The organism is Streptomyces sp. NPDC005435, assembly GCF_040703155.1.
GTDB lineage: Bacteria > Actinomycetota > Actinomycetes > Streptomycetales > Streptomycetaceae > Streptomyces.
The window spans coordinates 109,792-133,767 of record NZ_JBEXEQ010000009.1; the positions used below are offsets into that span (position 1 = coordinate 109,792).

General features: G+C 73.4%; 24 protein-coding genes and 1 riboswitch. Of the genes, 9 read left to right on the forward strand and 15 right to left on the reverse strand.

Annotated elements, in window-relative coordinates; translation table 11 throughout:
* Positions 1-49: 49 nt before the first annotated feature.
* The 12 genes from AB0898_RS13565 to bioB all read right to left on the reverse strand — a co-directional run bounded on the left by AB0898_RS13565 (position 50) and on the right by bioB (position 14,753).
* A complete protein-coding gene (locus AB0898_RS13565; RefSeq protein ID WP_366803058.1) occupies positions 50-967 on the reverse strand; it encodes a DUF6891 domain-containing protein in 918 nt (305 codons plus the stop codon).
* A gap of 76 nt (positions 968-1,043) precedes the next feature.
* The gene (locus tag AB0898_RS13570) at positions 1,044-2,057 is read right to left on the reverse strand and encodes a hemolysin family protein (RefSeq protein ID WP_366803059.1); all 1,014 of its coding nucleotides are present in this window, start codon (positions 2,055-2,057) and stop codon (positions 1,044-1,046) included.
* Positions 2,054-3,454: a hemolysin family protein gene (locus tag AB0898_RS13575; protein ID WP_366803060.1), complete on the reverse strand. Its 1,401-nt coding sequence runs from the start codon at positions 3,452-3,454 to the stop codon at positions 2,054-2,056. The genes AB0898_RS13570 and AB0898_RS13575 overlap by 4 nt, the downstream gene beginning before the upstream one ends.
* A 166-nt stretch (positions 3,455-3,620) precedes the next feature.
* Positions 3,621-4,046, reverse strand: a complete 426-nt coding sequence (locus tag AB0898_RS13580) for a GNAT family N-acetyltransferase (RefSeq protein ID WP_366803061.1) — start codon at positions 4,044-4,046, stop codon at positions 3,621-3,623.
* Between the two features lie 65 nt (positions 4,047-4,111).
* Positions 4,112-5,803 carry a DEAD/DEAH box helicase gene (locus AB0898_RS13585; protein WP_366803062.1) on the reverse strand — a complete coding sequence of 564 codons (1,692 nt, stop codon included), beginning with the start codon at positions 5,801-5,803 and terminating at the stop codon, positions 4,112-4,114.
* Between the two features lie 241 nt (positions 5,804-6,044).
* Positions 6,045-6,926, reverse strand: a complete 882-nt coding sequence (locus AB0898_RS13590) for a TIGR03621 family F420-dependent LLM class oxidoreductase (RefSeq protein WP_366803063.1) — start codon at positions 6,924-6,926, stop codon at positions 6,045-6,047.
* Positions 6,927-7,008: 82 nt separating this feature from the next.
* Entirely contained in the window at positions 7,009-9,576 is a 2,568-nt protein-coding gene (locus tag AB0898_RS13595; protein ID WP_366803064.1) for an ABC transporter permease, read from the reverse strand.
* Positions 9,577-9,580: 4 nt separating this feature from the next.
* Positions 9,581-10,393, reverse strand: a complete 813-nt coding sequence (locus tag AB0898_RS13600; protein WP_366803065.1) for an ABC transporter ATP-binding protein — start codon at positions 10,391-10,393, stop codon at positions 9,581-9,583.
* A gap of 253 nt (positions 10,394-10,646) precedes the next feature.
* Positions 10,647-11,336, reverse strand: a complete 690-nt coding sequence (locus tag AB0898_RS13605) for a class I SAM-dependent methyltransferase (protein WP_366803066.1) — start codon at positions 11,334-11,336, stop codon at positions 10,647-10,649.
* Positions 11,337-11,496: 160 nt separating this feature from the next.
* Entirely contained in the window at positions 11,497-12,216 is a 720-nt protein-coding gene (bioD, locus tag AB0898_RS13610) for a dethiobiotin synthase (RefSeq protein WP_366803067.1), read from the reverse strand.
* 1 nt (position 12,217) lies between these two features.
* Positions 12,218-13,429 (reverse strand): adenosylmethionine--8-amino-7-oxononanoate transaminase, encoded by a 1,212-nt coding sequence (locus AB0898_RS13615; RefSeq protein ID WP_366803201.1) that lies wholly within the window; start codon positions 13,427-13,429, stop codon positions 12,218-12,220.
* Between the two features lie 109 nt (positions 13,430-13,538).
* Positions 13,539-14,753, reverse strand: a complete 1,215-nt coding sequence (gene bioB / locus AB0898_RS13620) for a biotin synthase BioB (protein WP_366803068.1) — start codon at positions 14,751-14,753, stop codon at positions 13,539-13,541.
* Positions 14,754-14,900: 147 nt separating this feature from the next.
* Between bioB and AB0898_RS13625 the strand changes: the two genes are divergently transcribed.
* On the forward strand, positions 14,901-16,049 hold the full coding sequence (locus tag AB0898_RS13625) for an 8-amino-7-oxononanoate synthase (RefSeq protein ID WP_366803069.1): 1,149 nt from the start codon (positions 14,901-14,903) through the stop codon (positions 16,047-16,049).
* 162 nt (positions 16,050-16,211) lie between these two features.
* Positions 16,212-16,670, forward strand: a complete 459-nt coding sequence (locus tag AB0898_RS13630) for an ATP-binding protein (protein WP_366803070.1) — start codon at positions 16,212-16,214, stop codon at positions 16,668-16,670.
* Between the two features lie 42 nt (positions 16,671-16,712).
* Here AB0898_RS13630 and AB0898_RS13635 read toward each other — a convergent pair whose 3' ends face one another.
* From AB0898_RS13635 to AB0898_RS13645, 3 genes are all read right to left on the reverse strand, one after another.
* A complete protein-coding gene (locus AB0898_RS13635; protein ID WP_366803071.1) occupies positions 16,713-17,186 on the reverse strand; it encodes a C40 family peptidase in 474 nt (157 codons plus the stop codon).
* A 3-nt stretch (positions 17,187-17,189) separates the two neighbouring features.
* A riboswitch (cyclic di-AMP (ydaO/yuaA leader) is annotated at positions 17,190-17,413 on the reverse strand.
* Positions 17,414-17,844: 431 nt separating this feature from the next.
* On the reverse strand, positions 17,845-18,150 hold the full coding sequence (locus AB0898_RS13640) for a hypothetical protein (protein ID WP_366803072.1): 306 nt from the start codon (positions 18,148-18,150) through the stop codon (positions 17,845-17,847).
* 7 nt (positions 18,151-18,157) lie between these two features.
* A complete protein-coding gene (locus tag AB0898_RS13645) occupies positions 18,158-18,781 on the reverse strand; it encodes an ATP-dependent Clp protease proteolytic subunit (RefSeq protein ID WP_366803073.1) in 624 nt (207 codons plus the stop codon).
* A 204-nt stretch (positions 18,782-18,985) separates the two neighbouring features.
* On the opposite strand from AB0898_RS13645, the gene AB0898_RS13650 reads away from it, so the two are divergent.
* From AB0898_RS13650 to AB0898_RS13680, 7 genes are all read left to right on the forward strand, one after another.
* The gene (locus AB0898_RS13650) at positions 18,986-19,258 is read left to right on the forward strand and encodes a type II toxin-antitoxin system Phd/YefM family antitoxin (RefSeq protein ID WP_366803074.1); all 273 of its coding nucleotides are present in this window, start codon (positions 18,986-18,988) and stop codon (positions 19,256-19,258) included.
* Positions 19,259-19,426: 168 nt separating this feature from the next.
* Entirely contained in the window at positions 19,427-19,729 is a 303-nt protein-coding gene (locus AB0898_RS13655) for an urease subunit gamma (protein WP_018546660.1), read from the forward strand.
* Positions 19,730-19,740: 11 nt separating this feature from the next.
* Positions 19,741-20,052, forward strand: a complete 312-nt coding sequence (locus tag AB0898_RS13660) for an urease subunit beta (RefSeq protein ID WP_366803075.1) — start codon at positions 19,741-19,743, stop codon at positions 20,050-20,052.
* Positions 20,045-21,766, forward strand: a complete 1,722-nt coding sequence (locus AB0898_RS13665; protein WP_366803076.1) for an urease subunit alpha — start codon at positions 20,045-20,047, stop codon at positions 21,764-21,766. Before AB0898_RS13660 ends, AB0898_RS13665 begins: the two co-directional genes overlap by 8 nt.
* Complete coding sequence (locus AB0898_RS13670; protein WP_366803077.1) at positions 21,766-22,440, forward strand: urease accessory UreF family protein; 675 nt, start codon at positions 21,766-21,768, stop codon at positions 22,438-22,440. Before AB0898_RS13665 ends, AB0898_RS13670 begins: the two co-directional genes overlap by 1 nt.
* A 32-nt stretch (positions 22,441-22,472) precedes the next feature.
* Complete coding sequence (gene ureG / locus AB0898_RS13675; RefSeq protein ID WP_366803078.1) at positions 22,473-23,150, forward strand: urease accessory protein UreG; 678 nt, start codon at positions 22,473-22,475, stop codon at positions 23,148-23,150.
* Between the two features lie 17 nt (positions 23,151-23,167).
* Positions 23,168-23,941, forward strand: a complete 774-nt coding sequence (locus AB0898_RS13680; RefSeq protein WP_366803079.1) for an urease accessory protein UreD — start codon at positions 23,168-23,170, stop codon at positions 23,939-23,941.
* Positions 23,942-23,976 lie beyond the last annotated feature (35 nt).

Here is a 23,976-nt window from a genome sequence, read left to right on the forward strand (position 1 = left end):
TCCCCGCCGCCATACCCACCGGTCGGTGCCCCCACCCGGCCCGGTGCGGCTAGCCGATCAGGCGGCGGCGCCAGTCCAGGGGGGTGACGGTGATGGCCCGGCCAGGGTCGTGATCCCACTCCGTGGGGAGACCGGCCGCTTCGACAGCGGCCACGACCTCGTGGCCGATGGCCGCGGTGGTCTCGGCCGAGCCGTCGAAGCCGCCGTAGAGCAGCGTCAGTCCCTGGCCGGCCGCGGCGGAGTCCGTGCACTGGGTGTGGAAGTAGACGAAGCCCCGGGCGTCGGGCTCGCCTTCGGCGCCGATCTCGGCCTGGCCGCAGCCACGGCAGCAGGTGACGTTCTCACGGGCGGTGACACCGGCCTCCCGCAGGGCGGCGAACGCGCGGGTGAGCCGCTCGGGATCGGTCTCGCCCCGCCACGCGGCCTGCTCCGCGACCCGCTCCAGCCACAGCCGGTCGGCCGGCGCCTGCGCCTGCTCGCGTGAGACGGGCCGGTGGTCCCCGTCGACCAGGTACTCCTCCGCGAGCTCGGCCAGTTCGGCGCGGGAGGAATAGCCGCCGACGAGCACCTCGCGGACGCGCCTCTCCAGCTCCGTGCGGTCGTCTTCGGCGAGGTCGAGCGGCGGCACCTCGGGGACGGGGCCCATGTCCAGCGGCGACCAGGCCAGAGGCGCGTCCCATCCGGCCTCCTGGCGGGCCCAGCCGGTCAGCGCCGCGATCACGGCCCCGGGCTCGTCGGCCCTCGCCTGGAAGTGCCGGTCGGCGGCACCGGCGCGGTGCTCCACCGTGTAGTCACCGCCGTCCTTGTGCCAGACCTGGGCGAAGACGTCGGGCAGGTCGGGTATGCGCTGGACCACCAGGAACCGGTCACCCTCCCCACCGATCCGCCGGACCAGCCCACCCAGCTCCCCGGCGGACACCCGCTCGTACCGCTCCCAGCCCTCCGTCGTCACCACGATCTCAAGCATGCGCAGACTCCGACACACCTTCTGACCGCGGCGAACCGGCTCCGGGGGCAGGCCGCGCCGCCCACCGCCGGAGGCGTCACGCCGTCTGGCCGAACAGCTCCCGCAGTACGTCCTCCATGGTCACCAGCCCGGCCAGCCGGCCGTCCTCGCCGATCACCGCCGCCACATGCGTCCGGCTTCCGCGCATCGCGGTGAGCACGTCGTCCAGGGGGCCGCTCTCGCGGACGCGGGCGATGGGGCGCATGTCGCGGAGGGGGAAGGGCATGTCGCGCGGGGAGGCGTCCAGGGCGTCCTTGACGTGGAGGTAGCCGACGATGCGGCGGCCGTCGTCCACGACGGGGAAGCGGGAGAAGCCGGACTCCGCGGAGAGGCGTTCGAGCTGTTCCGGGGTGATGCCGACGCGGGCGTAGACGACGCGTTCCAGGGGGACGACCACGTCGCGGACCGGGCGGCTGCCCAGTTCCAGGGCGTCGTGGAGGCGTTCCTGGGCGCGGTCGTCGATCAGGCCCGCCTCGCTCGCGTCCTTGACGATCTCGGCGAGTTCGGTGTCGGTGAAGGTGGCCGACACCTCGTCCTTGGCCTCGACGCGGAGGAGCTTCAGCAGCCCGTTGGCGAAGGCGTTGATGGTGAAGATGACGGGGCGGAGCGCCTTGGACAGGGCCACCAGGGGCGGGCCGAGCAGCAGCGCCGAGCGCACCGGCTCCGCGAGCGCGATGTTCTTCGGGACCATCTCGCCTAGCAGCATGTGCAGATACGTCGCCAGGGTCAGCGCGATGACGAACGACACCACGTGCCCCGCACTGGAGGGCACCCCGGCCGCGTGGAACACCGGCTCCAGCAGATGCGCGATCGCCGGCTCGGCGACCACGCCGAGGACCAGCGTGCACAGGGTGATGCCGAGCTGGGCCGCCGCGAGCAGCGCGGAGACGTGCTCCAGGCCCCACAGCACCCGCCGGGCCCGCTTGTCGCCCTCCTGGGCCAGCGGCTCGACCTGCGAGCGCCGCACCGAGATCAGCGCGAACTCGGCGCCCACGAAGAAGGCGTTGACGACCAGGGTCGCCAGTCCGATCAACAGCTGTACGGCGGTCATCGCGCCCCCTCGGTCCGCTCACCGTGCTCCGCGCCACCCTGCCCGGCGCCGCCCTGTCCCGTGCCGCCCTGCTCCGCCCCGTCCCGGACCGTGCCCCACGGCGCGTGCAGCCGCACCCGCGCGGCCCGGTGCCCGGAGGCGTCCGTGACGTCCAGCCGCCAGCCGGCGACCTCGATCCGGTCCCCGGTCTCGGGTATCCGGCCGAGCCGGGTCGCGACGAGGCCGGCCAGCGTCTCGTACGGCCCCTCGGGCACCCGCAGCCCGACGCTCGCGAGCTGGTCGGTGCGGGCGGCGCCGTCCGCCGCGTACACCAGGCGCCCCTCGTCGTCGCTGCCGTCGGGCGCGAGGTCGGGCGTCTCGTGCGGGTCGTGCTCGTCGCGGACCTCGCCGACGACCTCCTCGACGATGTCCTCCAGTGTCGCGACGCCCGCCGTACCGCCGTACTCGTCGATGACGACGGCCATGGTGCGGCGGCCGGACAGCCGGTCCAGGAGCCGGTCCACGGTCAGGGACTCCGGTACGAGCAGGGGGTCGCGCATGATCTGGGTGACCGAGCGCACCGGCCGGTCCTCGGCGGGCACCGCGAGCACGTCCTTGATGTGCGCGACGCCGACCACCGCGTCCAGACCGCCCCGGTACACCGGGAAGCGCGAAAGACCGGTCGCGCGGGTCGCGTTCGCCACGTCCTCGCAGGTCGCCTGGGTGTCCAGGGCGACGACCTGCACGCGGGGCGTCATCACGTTCTCCGCCGTGAGGTCGGCCAGGTTCAGCGTGCGCACGAACAGCTCGGCGGTGTCCGCCTCAAGGGCGCCCTGCTTCGCCGAGTGCCGGGCCAGCGCCACCAGTTCCTGCGGTCCGCGCGCCGAGGCCAGCTCCTCCGCGGGTTCCAGGCCGAAGCGGCGCACCACACGGTTGGCGGTGTTGTTCAGATGGGTGATGAAGGGGCGGAAGGCGTTGCTGAACCACCGCTGCGGCGTCCCCACCCGCTTGGCCACGGCCAGCGGCGAGGAGATCGCCCAGTTCTTCGGCACCAGCTCGCCGACGACCATCAGGAACACCGTCGAAAGGGCCGTACCGAGCACCAGCGCGACCGAACTCGCGGTGGTCGCCGACAGGCCCATCGCCCGGAACGGCCCCGAAAGGAGCTTGGCGATCGACGGCTCGGCGAGCATGCCGACCACCAGGTTGGTCACGGTGATGCCGAGCTGCGCGCCGGAGAGCTGGAAGGTCAGACTGCGTACGGCCTTCAGCGCGCCGGAGGCACCGCGTTCGCCGCGCGCGGCGGCCCGCTCCAGCTCGCCGCGCTCGACCGTGGTCAGCGAGAACTCGGCCGCCACGAAGGCACCACAGGCGAGCGACAGCAGGACCGCCACCAGAAGAAGCAGCACTTCGGTCATCGGGTCACCCCCGTCCCATGATCGGTCACGGGGGCGCGGAACGCGCGATGTCGCGTACTGGGAGGCTCGCCCATGGGCGGACGCTCACAACCTTTCGTCGAGGACCGGATGGCACCTCAAGGGTAAAGGAAACGCAAAGCGTCCGTGTGGGCGGGCTCTGCCGGCCTCACGACGTCAGCGGCTTCACCCAGCGGCGCCAGTGCTCCTCGGGCGCGTACCCCGCCGCGCCCCAGGCATGGTGGGCCGTCTCGTTGCGCACCAGCACCATCGCGTCCGCCCGGCGCCCGCCGAGCGCGGCGAACCGCCGCTCCGCCGCGTCCAGGAGCGCGCTCGCGATGCCCTGGCGGCGGTGGCCGGGGTGCACGGCGAGGCGGTACGCCGAGCAGCGCCAGCCGTCGAAACCGGCGATGACCGTGCCCACGAGCACCCCCTCGCGCTCCGCGAGCAGCAGCGCCTCGGGGTCCGTCGCGATGAGCCGGGCCACGCCGTCCCGGTCGTCGCTGATGCTGGTGCCCTCCGCCGACCCCCGCCAGAACTCCAGGACGGAGTCGATGTCGGGGACGGCGGCGGACCTGATCTGAAGATCGCTCATGCCCCCCGACCCAACCAGAACGCCGTCCGGCCGGGCCAGGGGATTTCCCCACCGCCCCCCTCGGCTCAGCGCTGCTGCTCCCGCTCCCGCCGCACCTGCGCCCGGCGCCCCTTGATCGAGGCACCCCGCAGCGCGTGGATGACGTCCTCCGCCGCGTCGTCGGGCACCTCCACCAGCGAGAAGCGGTCGGCGATCTCGATCGAGCCGATGTCCCGCCCGCTCAGCCGCGACTCCCCGGCGATGGCGCCCACCAGGTCCTGCGGCCGGATGCCCGCGCTGCGCCCGGCGCCCACGAACAGCCGCGTCATGCCCGGCGAGGAACGCCGGGGGCCCCGGGGGCCACGCGCGCCCCGGTCGCGGCCCCGGTCCCGGCCGCGGTCCCGGTCGTCCCTCGGCGCCAGCTCGGGGATCTCCTCCTCGTCGAACGCGGCCCCGCTCGACTCGTGCGCCAGCTTCACCGCCGCCAGCGCCACGTCCATCACGTCGAACTCGTCCCCGAGGGTCTCCACCACCACCCGGAACCGCTCCAGGTCCTCGTCGTCGAGCAGACTCTCGTGCAGCGCCGCCCGGGTCAGCTCCAGGCGCCGGGCCCGCAGGTCCGCGACCGACGGCACCTTCTCCAGCGGGACCTTCCGCCCGGTCACCCGCTCGATCGTCTTGAGCATCCGGGACTCGCGCGGCTCCGCAAGCGTGATCGCCACGCCCTCGCGGCCCGCGCGGCCGACGCGTCCGATCCGGTGGACGTACGACTCCGGCGCCGACGGCACGTCGTAGTTGATCACGTGCGTCAGATGCTCCACGTCGATACCGCGCGCCGCGACGTCGGTCGCCACCAGCAGGTCCGCCGTACCGTTGCGCAGCCGCCCCATGACCCGGTCCCGCTGCTCCTGGCTGAGCCCGCCGTGCAGGGCCTCGGCGCGGTAGCCGCGGCCGTTCAGCGTCTCGGAGAGCTGGTCCACCTGGTCACGGGTGCGGCAGAACACGATCGCCGCCTCCGGCGACTCCACGTCGAGGAGCCGCCCCAGCGCGGCCGGCTTCTGGTTGCGCGCCACGACGTACGCCGACTCGCGCACCCGGGGTGCCTCGCCCGGCGCGGGAGCCTCCCGCTCGATGCGCACCCGGACCGGGTCGCTGAGGTGCTTGCGCGCCATGGAGTCGATCCGTGCGGGCATCGTCGCCGAGAACAGCACCGTCTGCCGCTCCTCGGGCATGTGCTCCAGGATCGCGTCGATGTCCTCGGAGAAGCCCATGTCCAGCATCTCGTCGGCTTCGTCCAGGACGACCGTGCGCAGGTCGTCCAGCTTGAGCGTGCCCCGCGCGATGTGGTCGAGCGCCCGCCCCGGGGTCGCCACCACCACGTCCACGCCCCGCTGCAGTTCGCGCAGCTGGCGTCCGATGGGCTGGCCGCCGTAGACCGGCAGGACGCGTACGCCCAGGTCGGTGCCGTAGCGGTGGACCGCCTCCGACACCTGGATGGCCAGTTCGCGGGTCGGCGTCAGCACCAGTGCGGAGGGGCCCGCGCCGCGCTTGCCGTCGCGCGCGAGGCGCTGGATCAGCGGCAGCGCGAACGCGGCGGTCTTGCCGGTGCCCGTCGCCGCCTGCCCCAGCAGGTCGTGCCCCTGGAGGAGAGGCGGGATCGCCTCCTGCTGGATCGGGGTGGGCTCCTCGTAGCCGAGCGCGGTCAGCGCCCCCACGATCTCGGGGGCCAGTTCGAGATCGGCGAAGCCGACCTGCCCGTCGCCGGTGTCTGTCGTCATGGCGCATCCCTCTTCCGGAAGGCGGTCGCGGGGGCGCCCGGCGGCCCCTGGGCGCGCGAGCGCCGGGCCGCCCGCAAGACGTACGGCCGCGTCCGGGCCGTACGGGCTCCACACCGCGCCCGGGCGCACCCCGTGCGGGTCACGCGGTACGGAAGCATCTATACCGTGCCGAAACGGAAGGAAAACCCCGAATGGCCTAGAGGTCTGTCGAGCCCCGGCTCAGAGGTCCGCCGCGCCGGGCTCATACGTCCGCCGCCCGCACCCGCTCCAGCACCGGCGCGAACACCTCCAGGTACGGGTCCAGCACGGTCAGATACGAGAATCCGTACCGCTCCCGCAGCGCGAGCACCTTCGCCACGACCTCGTCCAGCGAGCCGACCAGGACGACGGGCAGCTCCAGCGCCTCCTCCAGGGTCAGCCCCGGCTGCCACTCCAGCAGCGGGGCGAGCGCGGCGGCGGGATCGTCGGTGACGGCGACGGTCTGGATCAGCAGGTTCCGCTCCGCCGGTACGGCACGGTCCGCCGCCAGCTCCTCGTAGCGGGCCACCCGCTCGGCCACCTCCTTCGGCGGGATCGCGCGCATCTGCCCGCCCACCATCCGTGCCCCGGTGAAGCCGATGGTGTCCGCGTGCGCCACGCCCAGCGGCAGCGTGCGCTCGCTGTCGCCGCCGATCAGCAGCGGCACCCGGTCCTGCGCGGGCCGGAAGCCCGCCTCGCCGGAGCCGAGCAGCCGCTCCAGCTCCTCCACCGTGCGGCGCAGCTGGTCCGCCCGTTCCTGAGGGGCGCCGAACGGCAGTCCGGCGCGCTCGTGCTCGGCGCGTACGTACCCGGTGCCGAGGCCCAGTTCCAGGCGGCCGTCGGTCAGCGCGTCCGTGGTGGCGACCTCGCGGGCCAGCAGCGTCGGGTTCCACAGCCCCGCGTTGAGCACCAGCGTGCCGAGCCGGGGCCGCTCGGTCACCGCCGCTGCCGCCACCAGCGCCGGGAACGGCGCGACCATGCCCAGATGGTCCGGGACCAGGAGCACGTCGTACCCCAGCTCCTCGGCCCGCCGGCACCTCGCCCGCCACTCGGCGGCGGGCGACGGGGTGAGCATGTTGACTCCGAACCGGAACGGACGCGGCATGAACTCTCCTGTACCTGGGGCAGGTTGAGCTGACCCGGTGATTCCACCACGCCCCGCGCCCGGCCGGGGCCGAACGCGTGGCTCACTCGTGCGCGATGGCCGCCAGCACGTTCATCCGCGACGCGCGCAGCGCCGGGAGCAGGGCCGCGACCACGCCGACCACCGCCGCGCCGATCACCACGGCGACGATCGTGCCCCAGGGGACGGCCAGTTCCTTCAGCCCGCGCAGGGCCAGGACCTGCTGGCCGCACACGCCCCAGACCAGTCCGAGCGCGAGCCCGAGGACCGCGCCGAAGACCGCGATCACCACGGACTCCAGACGGATCATCCGGCGCAGCTGCCGCCTGCTGAGCCCGATCGCGCGCAGCAGCCCGATCTCACGGGTGCGCTCGACCACCGAGAGCGCGAGCGTGTTCACCACGCCGAGGACGGCGATGACGATGGCGAGGCCGAGCAGCGCGTAGACCAGGTAGAGCAGGACGGAGATCTGGTCGTGGACCAGCTTCTTGTAGTCGGCCTGGTCGCGCACCTGGACCTGCGGGAACGGCTTGAGGGAGGAGTCCAGCGCGCCGCGCAGCGCGCTCGCGTCGGTACCGGGAGAGGCGTTGACGTACAGGGAGGAGTCCTGGCCGCCCGGCACGTACCTCTCCAGCGTGCCGAGGCCGAGGAAGACACCGCCCTGGGTGCCGAAGCCCTCACCCGTGTCCAGGTTGGTGAGCGCGCCGACCGTGAGGGCGGCCCGCCTGCCGCCCGGGAACTCCACCGGGAGCACGCTGCCGACCTTCACCCGGTGGTCCTTCGCGAACCCGGCGTCCATCGCGAGGTGCCCGTCCGCCAGCGCGGCCGCCGTCCCGCCCTGGGTGTAGGCCAGATGGGCGACCTGGTCGAGATGCGGGCCGTATCCGGCGGCCGCCGTCTCCACCCGCTTGCCGTCCGGCAGCCGCAGCGCGAGCGGGGTCAGCCGCTGCTGGACGACCAGACCGACACCCGGGGTGCCCTCGACCGCGTGGGTGACCTCCTTGGTGAACGGCGTGAAGTTCTGGCTCTGCACGACATAGTCGGCGCCCAGCGTGCGGTCGATCTGCCGGTCGAACGACGCCGACATCGACGCGCTCGCCACCGACATCCCGCCGACCAGTGCCAGACCCACCATCAGCGCCGCCGCCGTGGCGCCCGTACGGCGCGGATTGCGCAGCGCGTTGCGCTGGCTCATCCGGCCCACCGAGCCGAACAGCGCCGGGAAGGCCGCGCCGAGCACCCGGATCACCGGCCGTACGAGGAGCGGCCCGGCGACCACCGTCGCGATCAGCGTCAGCACCACGCCGAGCCCGAGCAGCGAGGCCGCCGTACCGGCCTTGTCCGACGCCACGCACCCGGCCAGCGCCGCCGCACCGGCCACGCCGACGACTCCGCCCGCGATCGCCCGCGCGGTCAGCGGCTTGTCGATGCCCGCGATCTCGGCGTCCGAGAGCGCGGCCATCGGGGAGACCGTCGCCGCGCGCCGCGCGGGCAGATACGCGGCGACGAAGGTGACGCCCACGCCGACCGCGTACGCCGCGACCGGGGTGCCCCAGCCGATCACCATCTCGGTGGCCTTGAGGTTCATCCCGAACGCGCTCATCAGCCGGATCAGCCCGAAGGCAAGCCCGATCCCGGCCGCGAGCCCCAGCGTCGAGCCGACCACACCGAGCAGCAGCGCCTCCAGGAGCACCGAGCGGCGCACCTGCCGCCGGTCGGCGCCCAGCGCCCGCAGCAGCCCCAGCTCACGGGTGCGCTGCGCGATCAGCATCGAGAAGGTGTTGACGATGAGGAAGATGCCCACCAGGACGGCGATCCCGGCGAAGCCCAGCATGACGTACTTGATCACGTCGAGGAAGCCGCCGAGGTTCGCCGCGGCCGACTTGGCCTGCTCACCGGCGGTCTTCAGGTCGTAGTTCCCGGGCCCGACCGCCGTCGCCACCCGGCTCTTGAGCACCTTGTCGTCGACGCCCGGGGCCGCGTCCACCGAGATGGCGGTGGCCCGGGTGTCCGAGCCCAGCAGCTCGCGCGCGGCCACCGCCGGGTCCAGGAAGACCAGGGCCGCGCCGGGGTTGGTCGTGGTGAACGTGGCGATGCCGACGACCCGGACCTTGAAGGTGCCCGGCTGCGCCTGCACGGTGAGCGTGTCCCCGACCCGTACGTGCTTCTTGCCCGCGGTGTCCGCGTCGAGCAGCGCCTCGCCCGCGCCGCGCGGGGCGTGACCCGAGGTCAGCTCGACCGGGCTGCGGTCGGTGAGGTACCAGGCCATGGCGATGGTGGGGGCGCCGGTCGTCGGGCCCACCGACTTGTTGCGGCTGTCGACCACCACGACGTTCTGCACCGACACGTCCGCGTGGGCCTTCGCCACCCCGGGCACCCCGGCCACCTTGTCCCGCAGCGCGGCCGGGAGGGTCTGCACGGTGCCGCCCGGCACCGGGGAGCGCAGGTCCTCCTTCGGGCTCACCGTCACATCGGCCGCCGTCGAGGCGAAGAGCCGGTCGAAGGTCCGGCTCACCGTGTCGGAGAAGATCAGGCTGCCCGCGACGAACGCCACGGACAGCAGCACGGCCAGCGCGGACAGCGCGAGGCGTCCCTTGTGCGCGAGGAAGCTTCTCAGCGTCGCCTTGAGCACCGGATCAGTCCTCCTGCGCCACGGCGTCGTCGCCGATCCGGCCCCGCACGATGTCGAACGCCTTCATCCGCTCCAGCACCGCGTCCGCCGTCGGCCGCTCCATCCGGTCCACGATCCGGCCGTCGGCGAGGAAGAGCACCTGGTCGGAGTGGGCGGCGGCGCCCGGGTCGTGGGTGACCATCACGACGGTCTGGCCCAGCTCGTCCACCGCCCTGCGCAGAAAGCCCAGCACTTCCAGCCCGGCCCGCGAGTCCAGGTTTCCGGTCGGCTCGTCGGCGAAGATCAGCTCCGGCTGCGAGGCCAGCGCCCGCGCACAGGCCACCCGCTGCTGCTGACCGCCCGAGAGCTGCGAGGGCCGGTGCTTGAGCCGGCCGCGCAGCCCCAGGGTGTCGATCACCTGGTCCAGCCACTTCTCGTCCGGCTTACGGCCCGCGATGTCCATCGGCAGCGTGATGTTCTCGGCCGCGTTCAGCGTCGGGATCAGATTGAACGACTGGAACATGAACCCGATCCGGTCGCGCCGCAGCCGGGTCAGCTCCTTGTCCTTCAGCCCCGTGATCTCGGTGTCCCCGAGCCACACCTGACCGGCCGAGACGGTGTCGAGCCCCGCCAGACAGTGCATCAGCGTGGACTTGCCCGAGCCGGAGGGGCCCATCACGGCGGTGAAACGGCCGCGCGTGATGTCCACGTCGACCGAGTCCAGGGCGATGACGGCGGTCTCGCCCGAGCCGTACGCCTTGGTCAGCCCGCGCGCCCGGGCCGCGGTGCCCTGCCCCGGCTCGGCCCCCGGCACGTTCTCCTCGGCAGATGTGAACAAGACCGCCTCCAGGTCACCTAGACCGACTCTCGCTGCCCCAGCCGAGCCTAGTGTGACCCGCCCCACATCCGCTCCGCTTTACGGCCGCTGTGGCAGGGGGGATCAGGGGGAACCTTCGCGTGGAAGCCCCCGGCGCGCGGGCCCGGTGGCCGCGCCGCGACGGGCCGCGAGCCCCGCCGCGCCAGGCGGGCCGCTGCGCCTTCCGGGTGGGGTGCCTTCAGGACGGGGCGCCGTCCGGGTGGGCCGCCCGACGCTACGTCGCCGGCCCCGGGCGCCGCGCCGTGCCCAGCACCCCGAAGGACCACGGCAGCCGCGGCCCCCGGTCCGGGAGGCTCACCCGCTGGTACGGCCCGACGGTGAAGCCCGCCTCCCGCAGCGCCGACAGCGGGTCCCGCGACAGATGGCAGCCCCCGGCCAGGCGGGGCCACACCGTGCGGTCCAGAGCGCGCTGGGCCGACCGCATCACGCGCCCACCGCCTTGCCCGTGCTCCAGGAACCGGACCTCGCCGCCGGGCTTGAGCACCCGCCGCACCTCCGCCAGCGCCCGTCCCACGTCCCGCACACTGCACAGCACCAGGCACAGCACGGCCGCGTCGAACGACTCGCTCTTCACCGGCAGCGCCTCCGCCGTCCCCGGTACGACGTCCACCGGCACGTCCGCCCGCAGCGCGGCCTGGAGGGCCAACCGCCTGAGCAGCGGCTCGGGTTCGATCGCCACGACCTCCGAGACGGCCGCCGGATACCGGGCGAAGTTCAGCCCGTTGCCCGCGCCGATCTCGATCACCCGCCCGGAGAGCCCGGCGAGCAGCCGCTCCCGCAGTCCGGCCAGGCCCAGCCGGGTGTCCGCGTTCTCGCTGAGATGGGCGTAGCAGCGGGCGAACAGGGGGTGGTGGACGGCGCCGGGCTTCGCCGCCCGGCCGGAGCGGGTCGCGGACAGTCGCATCGCAGCCTCCCGGGGAACGGTCCCGCCTCTACGGCGATTCTTCCCGAGGAGGCGCGGAATGTCCCGTCCTCGCGAAGACAATGGGCCTTCTTCGCGAAGACTTGGGCCTCCTGGTGGACACGCCCCCGGACGCGTTGTGGACACGCCCCGGACGCGGGGCCTAGAACGCCGCCTGCCGTTCCCGGAAGGCCCCCGCGTCCCACTCCCCGCCCAGCCGTGCCGACAGCCAACTCGGCGCCGTGGCACGGAAGTCGGCGGGCGACAGCGCACCCGCCCCGGCCGGGATCGCCCCGAGCAGCGGAGCCCCGGCCACGTCCGGCAGGTCGGCCACATTGCAACGGGCGGCCAGATCCGGGTCCTTGGGCCAGGAGCCGATCACCACGCCGATCAACTCCAGCTGACGCAGTCGTAGTTCACGAGCCGTCAGCTCCGTGGAGTTCAGCGTCCCCAGACCCGCCGGAGCCACCACCAGGACCGGCGCCCCCAGCAGCACCGCCGCGTCCGCCAGGGTGCCGCCGGCCGTGTCGAACCGTACGAGCAGCCCGCCCGCGCCCTCCACCAGCACCAGATCGTGCTCGGTGGCCAGCTTGGCCGCCGCCTCGGCCACCTCCTGCGGCCGCACCGGAGCCATACCGGCCCGCCGGGCCGCCGTACCCGGCGCCAACGGCTCGGGATAGCGGGCGAGTTCGGACGCGGCGACCGGGCCCGCGAGCCGGGCCACCTCGTCGGCGTCCCCGCGCTCGCCGGGCCGTACACCCGTCTGCGCGGCCTTCAGTACGGCCACCGAACGTCCCGCCGCGAGCGCGGCCGCGGCGACGGCGGCGGTCGTGACCGTCTTGCCGACCTCCGTGCCCGTGCCCGTGATCACCAGTACCGGCATGTCATCCCTCCCGCGCGGCGGCGCACACCGCGCGCGCGATCCGTGCCAGGTCCGCGTCGTCCGTGACGTACGGCGGCATCGTGTAGACCAGATCGCGGAACGGGCGCAGCCACACGCCCTCCCGCACGGCGGCCCTGGTGGCCGCCGCCATGTCCACCTCGTGATCGAGCTGGACCACCCCGATGGCGCCGAGCACCCGCACGTCCCGTACGCCGGGCAGCTCCGCCGCCTGGGCCAGGCCGTCGCGCAGACCGGTCTCGATCCGCTGGACCTCCGCCCGCCAGTCCTGGCCGAGCAGCAACTCGACGGAGGCGCAGGCCACATGGGCGGCGAGCGGATTGCCCATGAAGGTCGGCCCGTGCGCCAGCACCGGCACCTCGCCGCGCGAGATGCCGTCCGCCACCCGCGCGGTGCACAGCGTCGCCGCCATCGTCAGATAACCGCCGGTCAGCGCCTTGCCCACGCACATCACATCCGGGCTCACCCCCGCGTGCTCCGCCGCGAACAGCGCACCCGTGCGCCCGAAGCCGGTGGCGATCTCGTCGAACACCAGCAGCACGCCGTGCGCGTCGCACGCCTCGCGCAGCACCCGCAGATACGCGGGGGAGTGGAACCGCATCCCGCCCGCGCCCTGCACCACCGGCTCCACGATCACGGCGGCCAGTTCGTCCGCGTGCCGCTCGATCAGCGTGCGCAGATGCTCCGCGTACGACTCCTCGTACGCGGCGGGCGGCGCGTCCGCGAACACCTGGCGCGGCAGGGCCCCGGACCACAGTCCGTGCATCCCGCCCTCCGGGTCGCACACCGACATCGGGTGCCAGGTGTCGCCGTGGTAGCCGCCGCGCCAGGTCAGCAGCCGCCGCTTGGCCGGGCGGCCGAGCGAGCGCCAGTACTGGAGGCACATCTTGACGGCCACCTCGACGGACACCGAGCCGGAGTCCGCGAGGAAGACGTGCTCAAGCCCCTCGGGTGACATGTCGACAAGGAGCTTCGCCAGCCGTACGGCGGGCTCGTGCGTGAGCCCGCCGAACATCACATGGCTCATCCGCCCCAGCTGTTCCCGCGCCGCCGCGTCCAGCACCGGGTGCCGGTAGCCGTGGATCGCCGACCACCAGGACGACATCCCGTCGACCAACTCCCCGCCGCCGTCCGCCAGTCGCAGCCGGACCCCGCTCGCCGACTCCACGACGAGCGGTTCGGCGCGGCCCGGCATCGGACCGTACGGGTGCCAGACGTGCCGCCGGTCGAGGTCCAGCAGCTCGGCGGTACCGAGGCCGGCCGGCCCGGCGGTACCAAGCCCCGACGGCCCGGCCGTGTCGAGGTCAGGCATTGGGCGCGAGGTCCGTTCCGGCACCCCGGCGGCGTACGGCGACGAGGTCGGGGCGGGGGGTGTCGACAGCGGGCTTGGTGTCGGCCGGGGCCGTCGCCTGGGCCGGGGTTTTGGCCTCCGCCGGTGCGGATTCCGCCGTACCGCACGCGCCGTGCGAGCCGCAGCCCCCCTCCCCGGAACCGCCCGGACCACAGCCGTCCGCCACCCGGTGCTCCGGCAGCGTCACCTCGTCCGCGCCCTCCACCTCGAACCCGGCGTCCGCGATCATCTCCAGGTCGGCCCTGCCCGCCTGGCCCTCGCTGGTGAGGTAGTCGCCGAGGAAGATCGAGTTGGCGAGGTGCAGCGCGAGCGGCTGGAGCGAGCGCAGATGGACCTCGCGGCCGCCCGCGATGCGCACCTCCACGTCCGGGCAGACGAAGCGGACCATCGCCAGAATGCGCAGACAGCGCTGCGGGGTGAGGTTCCACTCCTTGGCCAGCGGAGTTCCCTCGAACGGGATCAGGAAGTTCACCGGAACGGAGTCAGGGTCCAGCTCGCGCAGCGCGAACACCACGTCCACCAGGTCCTCGTCGCGCTCACCCATGCCCGCGATCAGCCCCGAGCAGGCCGAGAGCCCCGCCGCGTGCGCCTTGTGCACCGTGTCCACCCGGTCGGCGTACGTGTGGGTGGTGGTGATGTCGCCGTAGGTCGCCTCGGAGGTGTTGAGGTTGTGGTTGTAGGCGTCGGCGCCCGCAGCCCGCAGCCGCTCCGCCTGGCCGTCGGAGAGCAGGCCCAGACAGGCGCACACCTCCACGCCCTCGTTCTGGTCCTTGATCGCCTTGATGGTCTCCGAGACCCGGTCCACGTCCCGGTCCGTCGGCCCGCGCCCCGACGCCACCAGGCACACCCGCTTGGCGCCCCCGGCGAGCCCGGCGGCCGCCGCCTCGGAGGCCTGGTCCGGCTTCAGCCAGGAGTACTTCAGGATGCCCGCCGTGGAGCCCAGCCGCTGCGAGCAGTAGGAGCAGTCCTCCGGGCACAGGCCGGACTTGAGGTTGACCAGATAGTTGAGTTTCACCCGCCGCCCGAACCAGTGCCGGCGCACCCGTCCGGCCGCCGCCACCACGTCGAGCAGGTCGTCGTCGGTGGTGGCCAGCACGGCGAGCGCCTCGGCGCGTGTCGGCGTCTCGCGCCGAAGTCCCTTGTCCACCAGCGTGTTCAGGAGGTCCATGGGGCCCGATCCTGTCCTACGGCACCGCCCCGGGCCAAGGAGACTTCACACAAGAGACGGCGTTCGGAGTGTGGGTATTGCCACATCATGGGCGGCCATCCGGGCCGCTAGTGTCTGTCCGCTACCTACAAAAGCACCGGAGGACCCATGGCGTTCGGCTGGATCGACGAGGAGGCCGGGGCCCGCCGCCGCGCCGGACTGGTACGCACCCTGCGCCCCCGCCCGTCCGACTCCCCGCTGCTCGACCTCGCGAGCAACGACTACCTGGGCCTCGCCCGCCACCCCGAGACCGTCGAGGGCGCCGTACGCGCCGCCCGCGCCTGGGGAGGCGGCTCCACCGGCTCCCGTCTGGTCACCGGCACCACCGAGCTGCACGCCGACCTGGAGCGCGAACTCGCCGCCTTCTGCGGCTTCGAGGCGGCCCTGGTCTTCTCCTCCGGGTACGCCGCCAACCTCGCCGCCGTCACCGCGCTCGCCCCGCACGGCTCGCTGATCGTCTCCGACGCGGGCAACCACGCCTCGCTCATCGACGGCTGCCGGCTCGCCCGGGGCGCCACCCAGGTCGTCGCGCACGCCGATCCCGAGGCCGTGGACAAGGCGCTCGGCACCCACCGGGGCGCAGCCGTCGCCGTCTCCGACACGGTGTTCTCCGTGGACGGCGACGCGGCCCCGCTGGGCGCCCTCGCGGCCGCCTGCCGGGCGCACGGCGTCGGTCTGGTCGTGGACGACGCCCACGGGCTCGGCGTCCTCGGCGACGGCGGCCGGGGCGCGCCGCACGCCGCCGGACTCGCGGGCGCCGGTGACGTGGTGGCCACGGCCACCCTCTCCAAGTCGCTCGGCAGCCAGGGCGGCGTGGTGCTCGGCCCGGAGCGGGTCATCGCCCACCTGGTGAACACGGCCCGTACGTTCATCTTCGACACCGGCCTCGCCCCCGCCTCCGCAGGCGCCGCCCTCGCCGCGCTGCGGCTGCTGCGCCGCGAGCCCGGACGGGCGGTGCGGGCCCGCGCGGTCGCCGCCGAGCTGCACACGCGGCTGACCGCCGAGGGGCTGGACGCGGTACGCCCCGACGCCGCCGTGGTCTCCGTACGCGCCCCCTCCGCGTCCGACGCCGTCGAGTGGGCGGCCCGCTGCCGTGCCGCCGGGCTCGCCGTGGGCTGCTTCCGGCCGCCGTCCGTGCCGGACGGGGTCTCCCGGCTGCGGCTGACGGCACGGGCGGACCTGACCGGGGAGGAGATCGCGCGCGCGGTGCGGGTGATCGGCGAGACCCGGCCGCAGGCGCCGCGGGGGCGGGAGTGAGCCGGTTGTGCGCCGGAGCGCGTCGACAGCCTCAAATCCGTTCTCGCGTCGCAGAGTTCACCGCATCGGGCGATAGATATGTGCATATATCGGGGGTTGGTGCCCCGGGCCGGTCCGGTGGTGGCAGGCTGACCGCCCAGCGTGGAAAGGGACGACGTCGCCATGGCAGACCATCTGGAAGCATCCGTCACTCTGCCGAGCGAGCCCGCCTCGGTCGCCACGGCCCGCACCTATGTCCTCGGCGTGCTGGCGGGATGGGGGCTGCCGTCGGACACCGAGGCGGCCGACACCGTACGGCTCATCGTCTCCGAGCTGGCCACCAACGCCGTGCAGCACACCTTCGGGCAGTCGCCCACCTTCACCGTGGACCTCGTCCTGGTGCGGGACGAGTGGCTGCGCATCGGGGTGACGGACAGCCACCCGCGCTTCCCCAGACGGCTGCCGGCGGCCGTGCAGCAGGACAACGGGCGCGGGATGGTCATCATCCGGTGCCTGACCGCCGAGTGCGGCGGCAGGCTCCGGGTGCGCTCCACCCGCGAGGGCGGCAAGACGGTCGCCGTCGAGCTGCCCTGGACGGCACCGGCCGGGCCCCTGACGGCGGCGGCGCGTCAGGAGCCGTAGCCGCGGCCCCGCTCCGGGGACCGCGGCGGCGCTCACACCGGGTCAGTTCACCCGGCCGTACCAGACGCTCTTGGTCCAGATCTTCTGCAGGCGCACCACGTCCCCGGTCTTCGGGGCGTGCCAGATCTTGCCCTTCCCGGCGTAGATCCCGACGTGGTAGACGCTGGACCCCGAGTGGAAGAACACCAGGTCGCCCGCCTTGCGGTGGCCGGCCGAGATGTGGTGCGTCTTGTTGTACTGCTGGGCGGCGGTGCGGGGCAGCTTCTTGCCCGCCTTCTTGAACGAGTAGAGCGTGAGCCCCGAGCAGTCGAACCGGCGCGGTCCGGTGGCCCCGTAGCTGTACGGCGATCCCTTCTTGGACGCCGCGACCTGGAGCGCCTTCGTCGCGGTGGTCGCGGCGGAGGCCTCGGTGGCCAGCCCCGGTACCGCGATCGAGCCGCCCACGGCGGCCAGGGTGAGGGCCGAGGCGGTTCCGGCCCGGGCCATCAGCGACGGGACACGATTGAGCGCAGTCATGCGCAACCCTTCGTCAGCCGCCTGTGAAGGATGACCTGTCGGATTCGGGCTGGCGAAGTTGCCCGGCCGTGTCGCCACGGCTTCACCCCAAGGGCCACTCGGTACGGCCGCCCGCTGTGCGCGAACGTCCGTGCCGGCGACCCGTCTTGCTCGGGTCCTCCACTCCTGCCGATGCACTCCTGTCGACCGGTCATCCGGGCGGCGGCAGGACTCGGCGTCCGCCCGGACCGCCCCGCCGCTGTGGCGGGGGCTTGTCGTCAGACAGGGATCTTCACGTACTACTGACGGAAAATCCCAATGGAATCGGCGGTTTGTGGTGTTACTCACCACTCACCCGTTCGGGTGGACAGTCCCGTTCTCGAACTTCCGTCAGTCCCCGGGCGTAGCCCCGGACCTGGGACGCGAGGTCTTTCGCGCCCCCGTGAACCGTACGCTGCGCAAGTCGGAGGCCGCGGAAACGTGCCCGGAGATACCACGGTCGGCGGTACCACGTTCGGCCCGTTTCGGCTCCCCGAGTGGAGGAGTGCTCGACACGCGGGGGCCGGCGGGGGTGCCGGGTGTCCGGGCCGGGTGCCGTGGTCGGGCGGGAGCGTGGCGGGGGTGGGGCCGGGGGGTGTGCCGGCCCGATGGAAGGGCGGGGGTATTCCGGCGCGTCGGGTCACTTCCCGTCGTCCGGGGGGAGCACGACCCGCGCGGTACGGCGTTCGCCGTCCAGCACCCGGAGCGCGCGTGCCAGCGTGCTCCCGTGCAGCTCCGTCTCGCCCCGCTGGTGCATCAGCGTGAGCGCGTCCCGCAGCTCTGTCGCCTTGCGCACGAGGGCCTGGGCGGCCCGCAGACCGCGGTACGTGTCCTCCTGGCGGGCGGGGTTGATCCGCCCCAGCAGCTCGGCGACCTCCAGATAACGGTCGATCAGGTCGCCCTCGGCGCGGGTCAGGGCGGGCAGCGGCGGAAGCTCCGGCAGCACGGCGCGCTCACCGGGTGCCGGGGGCGCGGCGCTGGACGACCTCGTCGGCGAGCCCGTACGCGACGGCGTCCCGCGCGTCCAGCACCAGCTCCCGCTCCAGATCGGCGTGCACGCGCCCGGCGTCCCGCCCGGTGTGCCGGACGAGCATCTCCTCCATCAGCGCCCGCGTCCGCGCCAGCTCTCCGGCCTGGATGAGCAGATCGCTCGGCTGCCCGTGCACGGGTTCGCCCAGCGTGGGCTGCTCCAGCACGACCCGCGCCCCGGGCAGCACGAACCGCTTCCCCGGCGTCCCCGCCGCGAGCAGCACCGCCGGGGCGGAGGCGACCTGGCCGAGGCAGTAGGTCGCCACGTCGCACGAGACGTACCGCATCGTGTCGTACACGGCGGTCATCGCGTGGAACGAGCCCCCCGGGCTGTTCAGATACAGCGTGATCTCCCGCTCCGGCGCCGTGTGCTCCAGCTGCATCAGCTGCCCGATCACATCCGCCGCCGCCGTGTCGTCCAACACCGTCCCCAGAAACACGATCCGCCCCTCGAACAGCTTCGAATACGGATCCAGCGTGCGCATCTGCCCCGTCCCGGAACGCTCGGTGAACTCGGGCAGGACGTAACGGGCGGACGAACGGGACATGGGCGTACCCCTCCTGACGAATGGACCGGTGATGGCCCTCGCTTCTGTAAAAAATGTACAGGACGTACGGGTCGCTGCGCTGCCTTGACGGTCAGTCATGCTGGTTCCGCCCGAGCGGTGTTGAGGTGATCGGCACCTGCACGGCCCGCACGGGGTGCACCGGGGAATCCCGGGACCATTTCGGGCGGCGCCTAGACTTGCCCCATGGCCTATGAGATTCCGGTGACGCAAGCCAGGGCTGAGCTGGCGGATCTGATCAACCGGGTGGTGTACGGCGGGGAGCGGGTGGTGGTGACCCGGCATGGGAAGCCGCTCGTCGCGTTGGTGTCCGCCGCCGATCTGGAGCGGCTGGAGGCGCTGGACGCGGCGGAGCAGGAGCGGGTCGTCAGTTCGGTGTCGCGGGTGCATGAGGGCGGTGCCGGGGTGCGGCAGCGGTTCGGGATCGCGGCGGAGCACCGGGGGCCGGGGGCGTCGTAGGGTGCCGGGGGGCGCGCCGGAGCCGCGCCGGTTAACCTCGCCGAAACGCTCGCGAACTAGCCTTCCCCTCCACGTCACCAGGGCTTTTCCGGCCGAGCCGGCGGAGCCACGAGGTGGCGGCGGCAACCGGGCCCCGCACGGTCCGGAGCGAGGACTGTGAGGTGGGACGTGCAACTGACCCCGCACGAGCAAGAGCGGCTGCTGATCCATGTCGCGGCGGACGTCGCCGAGCGGCGCCGGGCCCGAGGACTGAAGCTGAACCACCCCGAGGCCATCGCGCTCATCACGTCGCACATCCTGGAGGGCGCCCGCGACGGCCGCACCGTCGCCGAGCTGATGTCCTCCGGACGCAAGGTCCTCACCAGGGACGACGTCATGGCGGGCGTGCCCGAGATGATCCACGACGTGCAGGTCGAGGCGACCTTCCCGGACGGCACCAAGCTCGTCACCGTCCACGAGCCGATCGTCTGAGGGGCGCCGCGATGATTCCCGGAGAGACGCTGTTCGCGGACGAGCCGATCGTCTGCAACGAGGGCCGCGAGATCACCCGGCTCACCGTGCTCAACGCCGCTGACCGGCCCGTCCAGGTCGGCTCCCACTACCACTTCGCCGAGGCCAACCCCGGCCTGGCGTTCGACCGGCCCCAGGCGCACGGCAAGCGGCTGAACGTCGCCGCCGGCACGGCCGTCCGCTTCGAGCCCGGCATCCCCGTCGAGGTCGAACTCGTCCCGCTCACCGGCGCCCGGATCGTCCCCGGACTGCGCGGCGAGACCGGAGGCGCCCTCGATGCCTGAGATCTCCCGCGCCGCGTACGCCGACCTGTTCGGCCCCACCACCGGCGACCGCATCCGGCTCGCCGACACCGATCTGCTGATCGAGATCGAGGAGGACCGCTCCGGCGGCCCCGGCCGCTCCGGCGACGAGGCGGTGTTCGGCGGCGGCAAGGTCATCCGCGAGTCCATGGGCCAGTCCCGGGCGACCCGCGCCGACGGCACCCCCGACACCGTGATCACCGGTGTCGTCGTCGTGGACCACTGGGGCGTGATCAAGGCCGACGTCGGCATCCGCGACGGCCGCATCACCGGCATCGGCAAGGCCGGCAACCCGGACACCATGGACGGCGTCCACCCCGACCTCGTCATCGGCCCCGAGACCGAGGTCATCGCGGGCAACGGCCGCATCCTCACGGCGGGCGCCATCGACGCGCACGTCCACTTCATCTGCCCGCAGATCGCCGACGAGGCGCTGGCCTCCGGCGTCACCACGCTCGTCGGCGGCGGCACCGGCCCCGCCGAGGGCTCCAAGGCCACCACCGTCACCCCCGGCCCCTGGCACCTGGCCCGGATGCTGGAGGCGATGGAGGCCTACCCCGTCAACGTCGGCTTCCTCGGCAAGGGCAACACCGTCTCGCACGACGCGATGCTCTCCCAGATCCGCGGCGGCGCCGTCGGCCTCAAGCTGCACGAGGACTGGGGCTCCACCCCGGCCGTCATCGACGCGGCCCTCACCGTGGCCGACCGCACCGGCATCCAGGTCGCCATCCACACCGACACCCTCAACGAGGCCGGGTTCGTGGGCGACACCCTCGCCGCCATCGCGGGCCGGGGCATCCACTCGTACCACACCGAGGGCGCGGGCGGCGGGCACGCACCCGACATCATGACGGTCGTCTCGCAGCCCAACGTGCTGCCCAGCTCGACCAATCCGACCCGGCCGTTCACCGTCAACACCGCCGAGGAACACCTCGACATGCTGATGGTCTGCCACCACTTGAACCCCGCCGTCCCCGAGGACCTCGCCTTCGCCGAGTCCCGCATCCGGCCGTCCACCATCGGCGCGGAGGACATCCTCCACGACCTCGGCGCGATCTCGATCATCTCCTCCGACTCCCAGGCTATGGGCCGCGTCGGCGAGGTGATCCTGCGCACCTGGCAGACCGCGCACGTGATGAAGGGCAGGCGCGGGGCGCTCCCCGGCGACGGCCGCGCCGACAACCACCGGGTACGGCGCTACGTCGCCAAGTACACGATCAACCCGGCGCTCGCCCAGGGCCTGGCCGCCGAGATCGGCTCGGTGGAGACCGGCAAGCTGGCCGACCTGGTGCTGTGGGAGCCCGCGTTCTTCGGCGTCAAGCCGCTGCTCGTCCTCAAGGGCGGCCAGATCGCCTACGCGCAGATGGGCGACGCCAACGCGTCCATCCCGACCCCGCAGCCGGTGCTGCCCCGCCCGATGTACGGCGCGATCGGGCGCGCCCCCGCGTCCAACTCGGTCAACTTCGTGGCCCAGTTGGCGATCGAGGACGGGCTGCCCGAACGCCTCGGGCTCGGCAAGCGGTTCGTGGCCATCGAGTCCACCCGCGCGGTCACCAAGGCCGACCTGCGCGAGAACGACGCCATGCCGGACGTACGGATCGACCCCGACAGCTTCGCCGTGCACATCGACGGCGAACTGGTCGAGGCGACTCCGGCGGCCGAACTGCCCATGGCCCAGCGTTACTTCCTCTTCTGATGTCCAGGGCCGCACTGCTCGTCCTGGCCGACGGCCGCTTCCCCGCCGGAGGGCACGCCCACTCCGGCGGGGCGGAGGCCGCCGTCAAGGCCGGCCGCATCACCTCGGCCGCGAGCCTGGAGGAGTTCTGCCGGGGACGGCTGCACACCTCCGGGCTGGTCGCGGCTGCGCTCGCGGCGGCGGCCGTACTCGGGCTGTCCGCACGGGAGTTGGACGCGGCTGCGGATGCCCGTACGCCGTCGCCCGCGCTGCGCACCGCCGCGCGCCGACTGGGCCGTCAGCTGACGCGGGCCGCCCGTGCCACCTGGCCGTCCCCCGAACTCGACGCGCTGGCGGCCGAGTTCCCCAAGGGCGCGCATCAGCCGGTCGTCCTCGGGCTCACCGCCCGCGCCGCCGGTCTCGCGCCCGAGGACGCCGCGTACTGCGCCGCGTACGAGAGCGTCAGCGGCCCCGCGACGGCCACCGTGCGCCTGCTGAGCCTCGACCCCTTCGACGCGACCGGCGTACTGGCCCGGCTGGCACCGGAGCTGGACCGCGTGGTGGACCGCGCGACGGAGGCGGCCCGTCGGGCCCTGACCGAGGGCACCGACGCGCTGCCCGCCGCCTCGGCACCCCTGCTGGAGACCGGCGCGGAGTGGCACGCGGCCTGGCCGGTACGTCTCTTCGCCTCCTAGCGCCTCACCCCGCACCGAACTTGGAGCCGCTCATGCACCTCGACCACACCCACACCGGCCCCGCCGCCGTCAGCGCCGACGCGCACCGGCCCGACGGCGCGCGGCGGGCGCTGCGCATCGGGCTCGGCGGTCCCGTCGGGTCCGGCAAGACCGCGACCGTCGCCGCGCTGTGCCGGGCGCTGCGCGACGAGCTGTCGCTCGCCGTCGTCACCAACGACATCTACACCCGCGAGGACGCCGAATTCCTGCTCAGGGAGGCCGTGTTGCCACCCGAGCGGATCACCGCCGTGGAGACCGGCGCCTGCCCGCACACCGCGATCCGCGACGACATCTCCGCCAACCTCGAAGCCGTGGAGGACCTGGAGGACGCGGTCGGACCGCTGGACCTGATCCTCGTCGAGTCCGGCGGCGACAACCTCACCGCCACCTTCTCCAAGGGGCTCGTGGACGCGCAGGTCTTCGTGATCGACGTCGCGGGCGGCGACGACATCCCGCGCAAGGGCGGCCCCGGGGTCACCACCGCCGACCTGCTGGTCGTCAACAAGACCGACCTCGCGCCGTACGTCGGCTCCGACCTCGCCCGGATGGCCGCCGACGCGAAGGCACAGCGCGCCGAACTGCCCGTCGTCTTCCAGTCGTTGCGCACGGAGGCGGGGGTCGCGGACGTGGCGGAGTGGGTGCGGGGGCGGCTGGCGGCGTGGACGGCGTGACGGGGGTGGCGACCCGCTTGGCTCCAACCAGCCTCCGTGCGAACGGCGTTCGCGCCCACGCCCGCATCTCCGCCCGCGCCGACGGACGCGGCGGCACCGCGCTCCCGGTCCTGGACGGCGACGGCCCGCTGGCGCTCCGGCGCACCCGCGCGCACGGGGGAGAGGCGCGCGTCCTGCTCGTCGGCGCGATGAGCGGACCGCTCGGCGGCGACCACTTCACCGTGCAGGCCGAGGCCGGAGAGGGCGCCCGGCTGCACCTGGGCTCGGCCGCCGCCACCATCGCCCTGCCGGGCCAGACCAAGCACGAGGCGCACTACGACGTACGCCTGGACGTCGCCGCCGGCGGCGAGCTGCACTGGCTCCCCGAACAGCTGATCTCGGCCGCCGGAAGCGAGCTCCATGTCACCACCCGGGCCCAACTCGCCCCGGGCGCACGGCTGGTGCTGCGCGAGGAGCAGGTGCTCGGCCGGGTGGGGGAGGACCCCGGCAGACTCACCAGCCGCCTCACCGTACGGATCGCGGACACCACCGTCCTCGATCAGGAGCTGTCCTGCGGCCCCGGAGCGCCGGGCGGCTGGGACGGTCCCGCGGTCCTCGGCGGCATGCGCGCCGTAGGCCAACTGGTCGTCGTACGACCCGAGTTCGCTCAGGAGCGGCCCGAGGCCCGGCTGCTGGGGGAGGGTGCGGCGCTGATGCCGCTCGCCGGTCCCGCCGTCCTCGTCAGCGCCGTCGCCCCCGACGCGCTGGCCCTGCGGAGGCGGCTGGACGAGGCGCTGGCGGAGCTGGCGTAGAGCCGCTCGCTCACCGGTATGCGGTGATCCGTTTA

Coding starts and splice junctions, on each gene's coding strand:
- AB0898_RS13650 (WP_366803074.1), top strand. CDS start 18,986: ATGGCCTATGAGATTCCGGTGACGCAAGCCAGGGCTGAGCTGGCGGAT.
- AB0898_RS13590 (WP_366803063.1), bottom strand. CDS start 6,926: ATGCCGCGTCCGTTCCGGTTCGGAGTCAACATGCTCACCCCGTCGCCC.
- AB0898_RS13580 (WP_366803061.1), bottom strand. CDS start 4,046: ATGAGCGATCTTCAGATCAGGTCCGCCGCCGTCCCCGACATCGACTCC.
- AB0898_RS13570 (WP_366803059.1), bottom strand. CDS start 2,057: ATGACCGCCGTACAGCTGTTGATCGGACTGGCGACCCTGGTCGTCAAC.
- AB0898_RS13565 (WP_366803058.1), bottom strand. CDS start 967: ATGCTTGAGATCGTGGTGACGACGGAGGGCTGGGAGCGGTACGAGCGG.
- AB0898_RS13645 (WP_366803073.1), bottom strand. CDS start 18,781: ATGTCCCGTTCGTCCGCCCGTTACGTCCTGCCCGAGTTCACCGAGCGT.
- bioD (WP_366803067.1), bottom strand. CDS start 12,216: ATGCCGGTACTGGTGATCACGGGCACGGGCACGGAGGTCGGCAAGACG.
- AB0898_RS13575 (WP_366803060.1), bottom strand. CDS start 3,454: ATGACCGAAGTGCTGCTTCTTCTGGTGGCGGTCCTGCTGTCGCTCGCC.
- AB0898_RS13630 (WP_366803070.1), top strand. CDS start 16,212: ATGGCAGACCATCTGGAAGCATCCGTCACTCTGCCGAGCGAGCCCGCC.
- AB0898_RS13665 (WP_366803076.1), top strand. CDS start 20,045: ATGCCTGAGATCTCCCGCGCCGCGTACGCCGACCTGTTCGGCCCCACC.
- AB0898_RS13605 (WP_366803066.1), bottom strand. CDS start 11,336: ATGCGACTGTCCGCGACCCGCTCCGGCCGGGCGGCGAAGCCCGGCGCC.
- AB0898_RS13670 (WP_366803077.1), top strand. CDS start 21,766: ATGTCCAGGGCCGCACTGCTCGTCCTGGCCGACGGCCGCTTCCCCGCC.
- AB0898_RS13615 (WP_366803201.1), bottom strand. CDS start 13,429: ATGCCGGGCCGCGCCGAACCGCTCGTCGTGGAGTCGGCGAGCGGGGTC.
- AB0898_RS13625 (WP_366803069.1), top strand. CDS start 14,901: ATGGCGTTCGGCTGGATCGACGAGGAGGCCGGGGCCCGCCGCCGCGCC.
- ureG (WP_366803078.1), top strand. CDS start 22,473: ATGCACCTCGACCACACCCACACCGGCCCCGCCGCCGTCAGCGCCGAC.
- AB0898_RS13635 (WP_366803071.1), bottom strand. CDS start 17,186: ATGACTGCGCTCAATCGTGTCCCGTCGCTGATGGCCCGGGCCGGAACC.
- bioB (WP_366803068.1), bottom strand. CDS start 14,753: ATGGACCTCCTGAACACGCTGGTGGACAAGGGACTTCGGCGCGAGACG.
- AB0898_RS13660 (WP_366803075.1), top strand. CDS start 19,741: ATGATTCCCGGAGAGACGCTGTTCGCGGACGAGCCGATCGTCTGCAAC.
- AB0898_RS13585 (WP_366803062.1), bottom strand. CDS start 5,803: ATGACGACAGACACCGGCGACGGGCAGGTCGGCTTCGCCGATCTCGAA.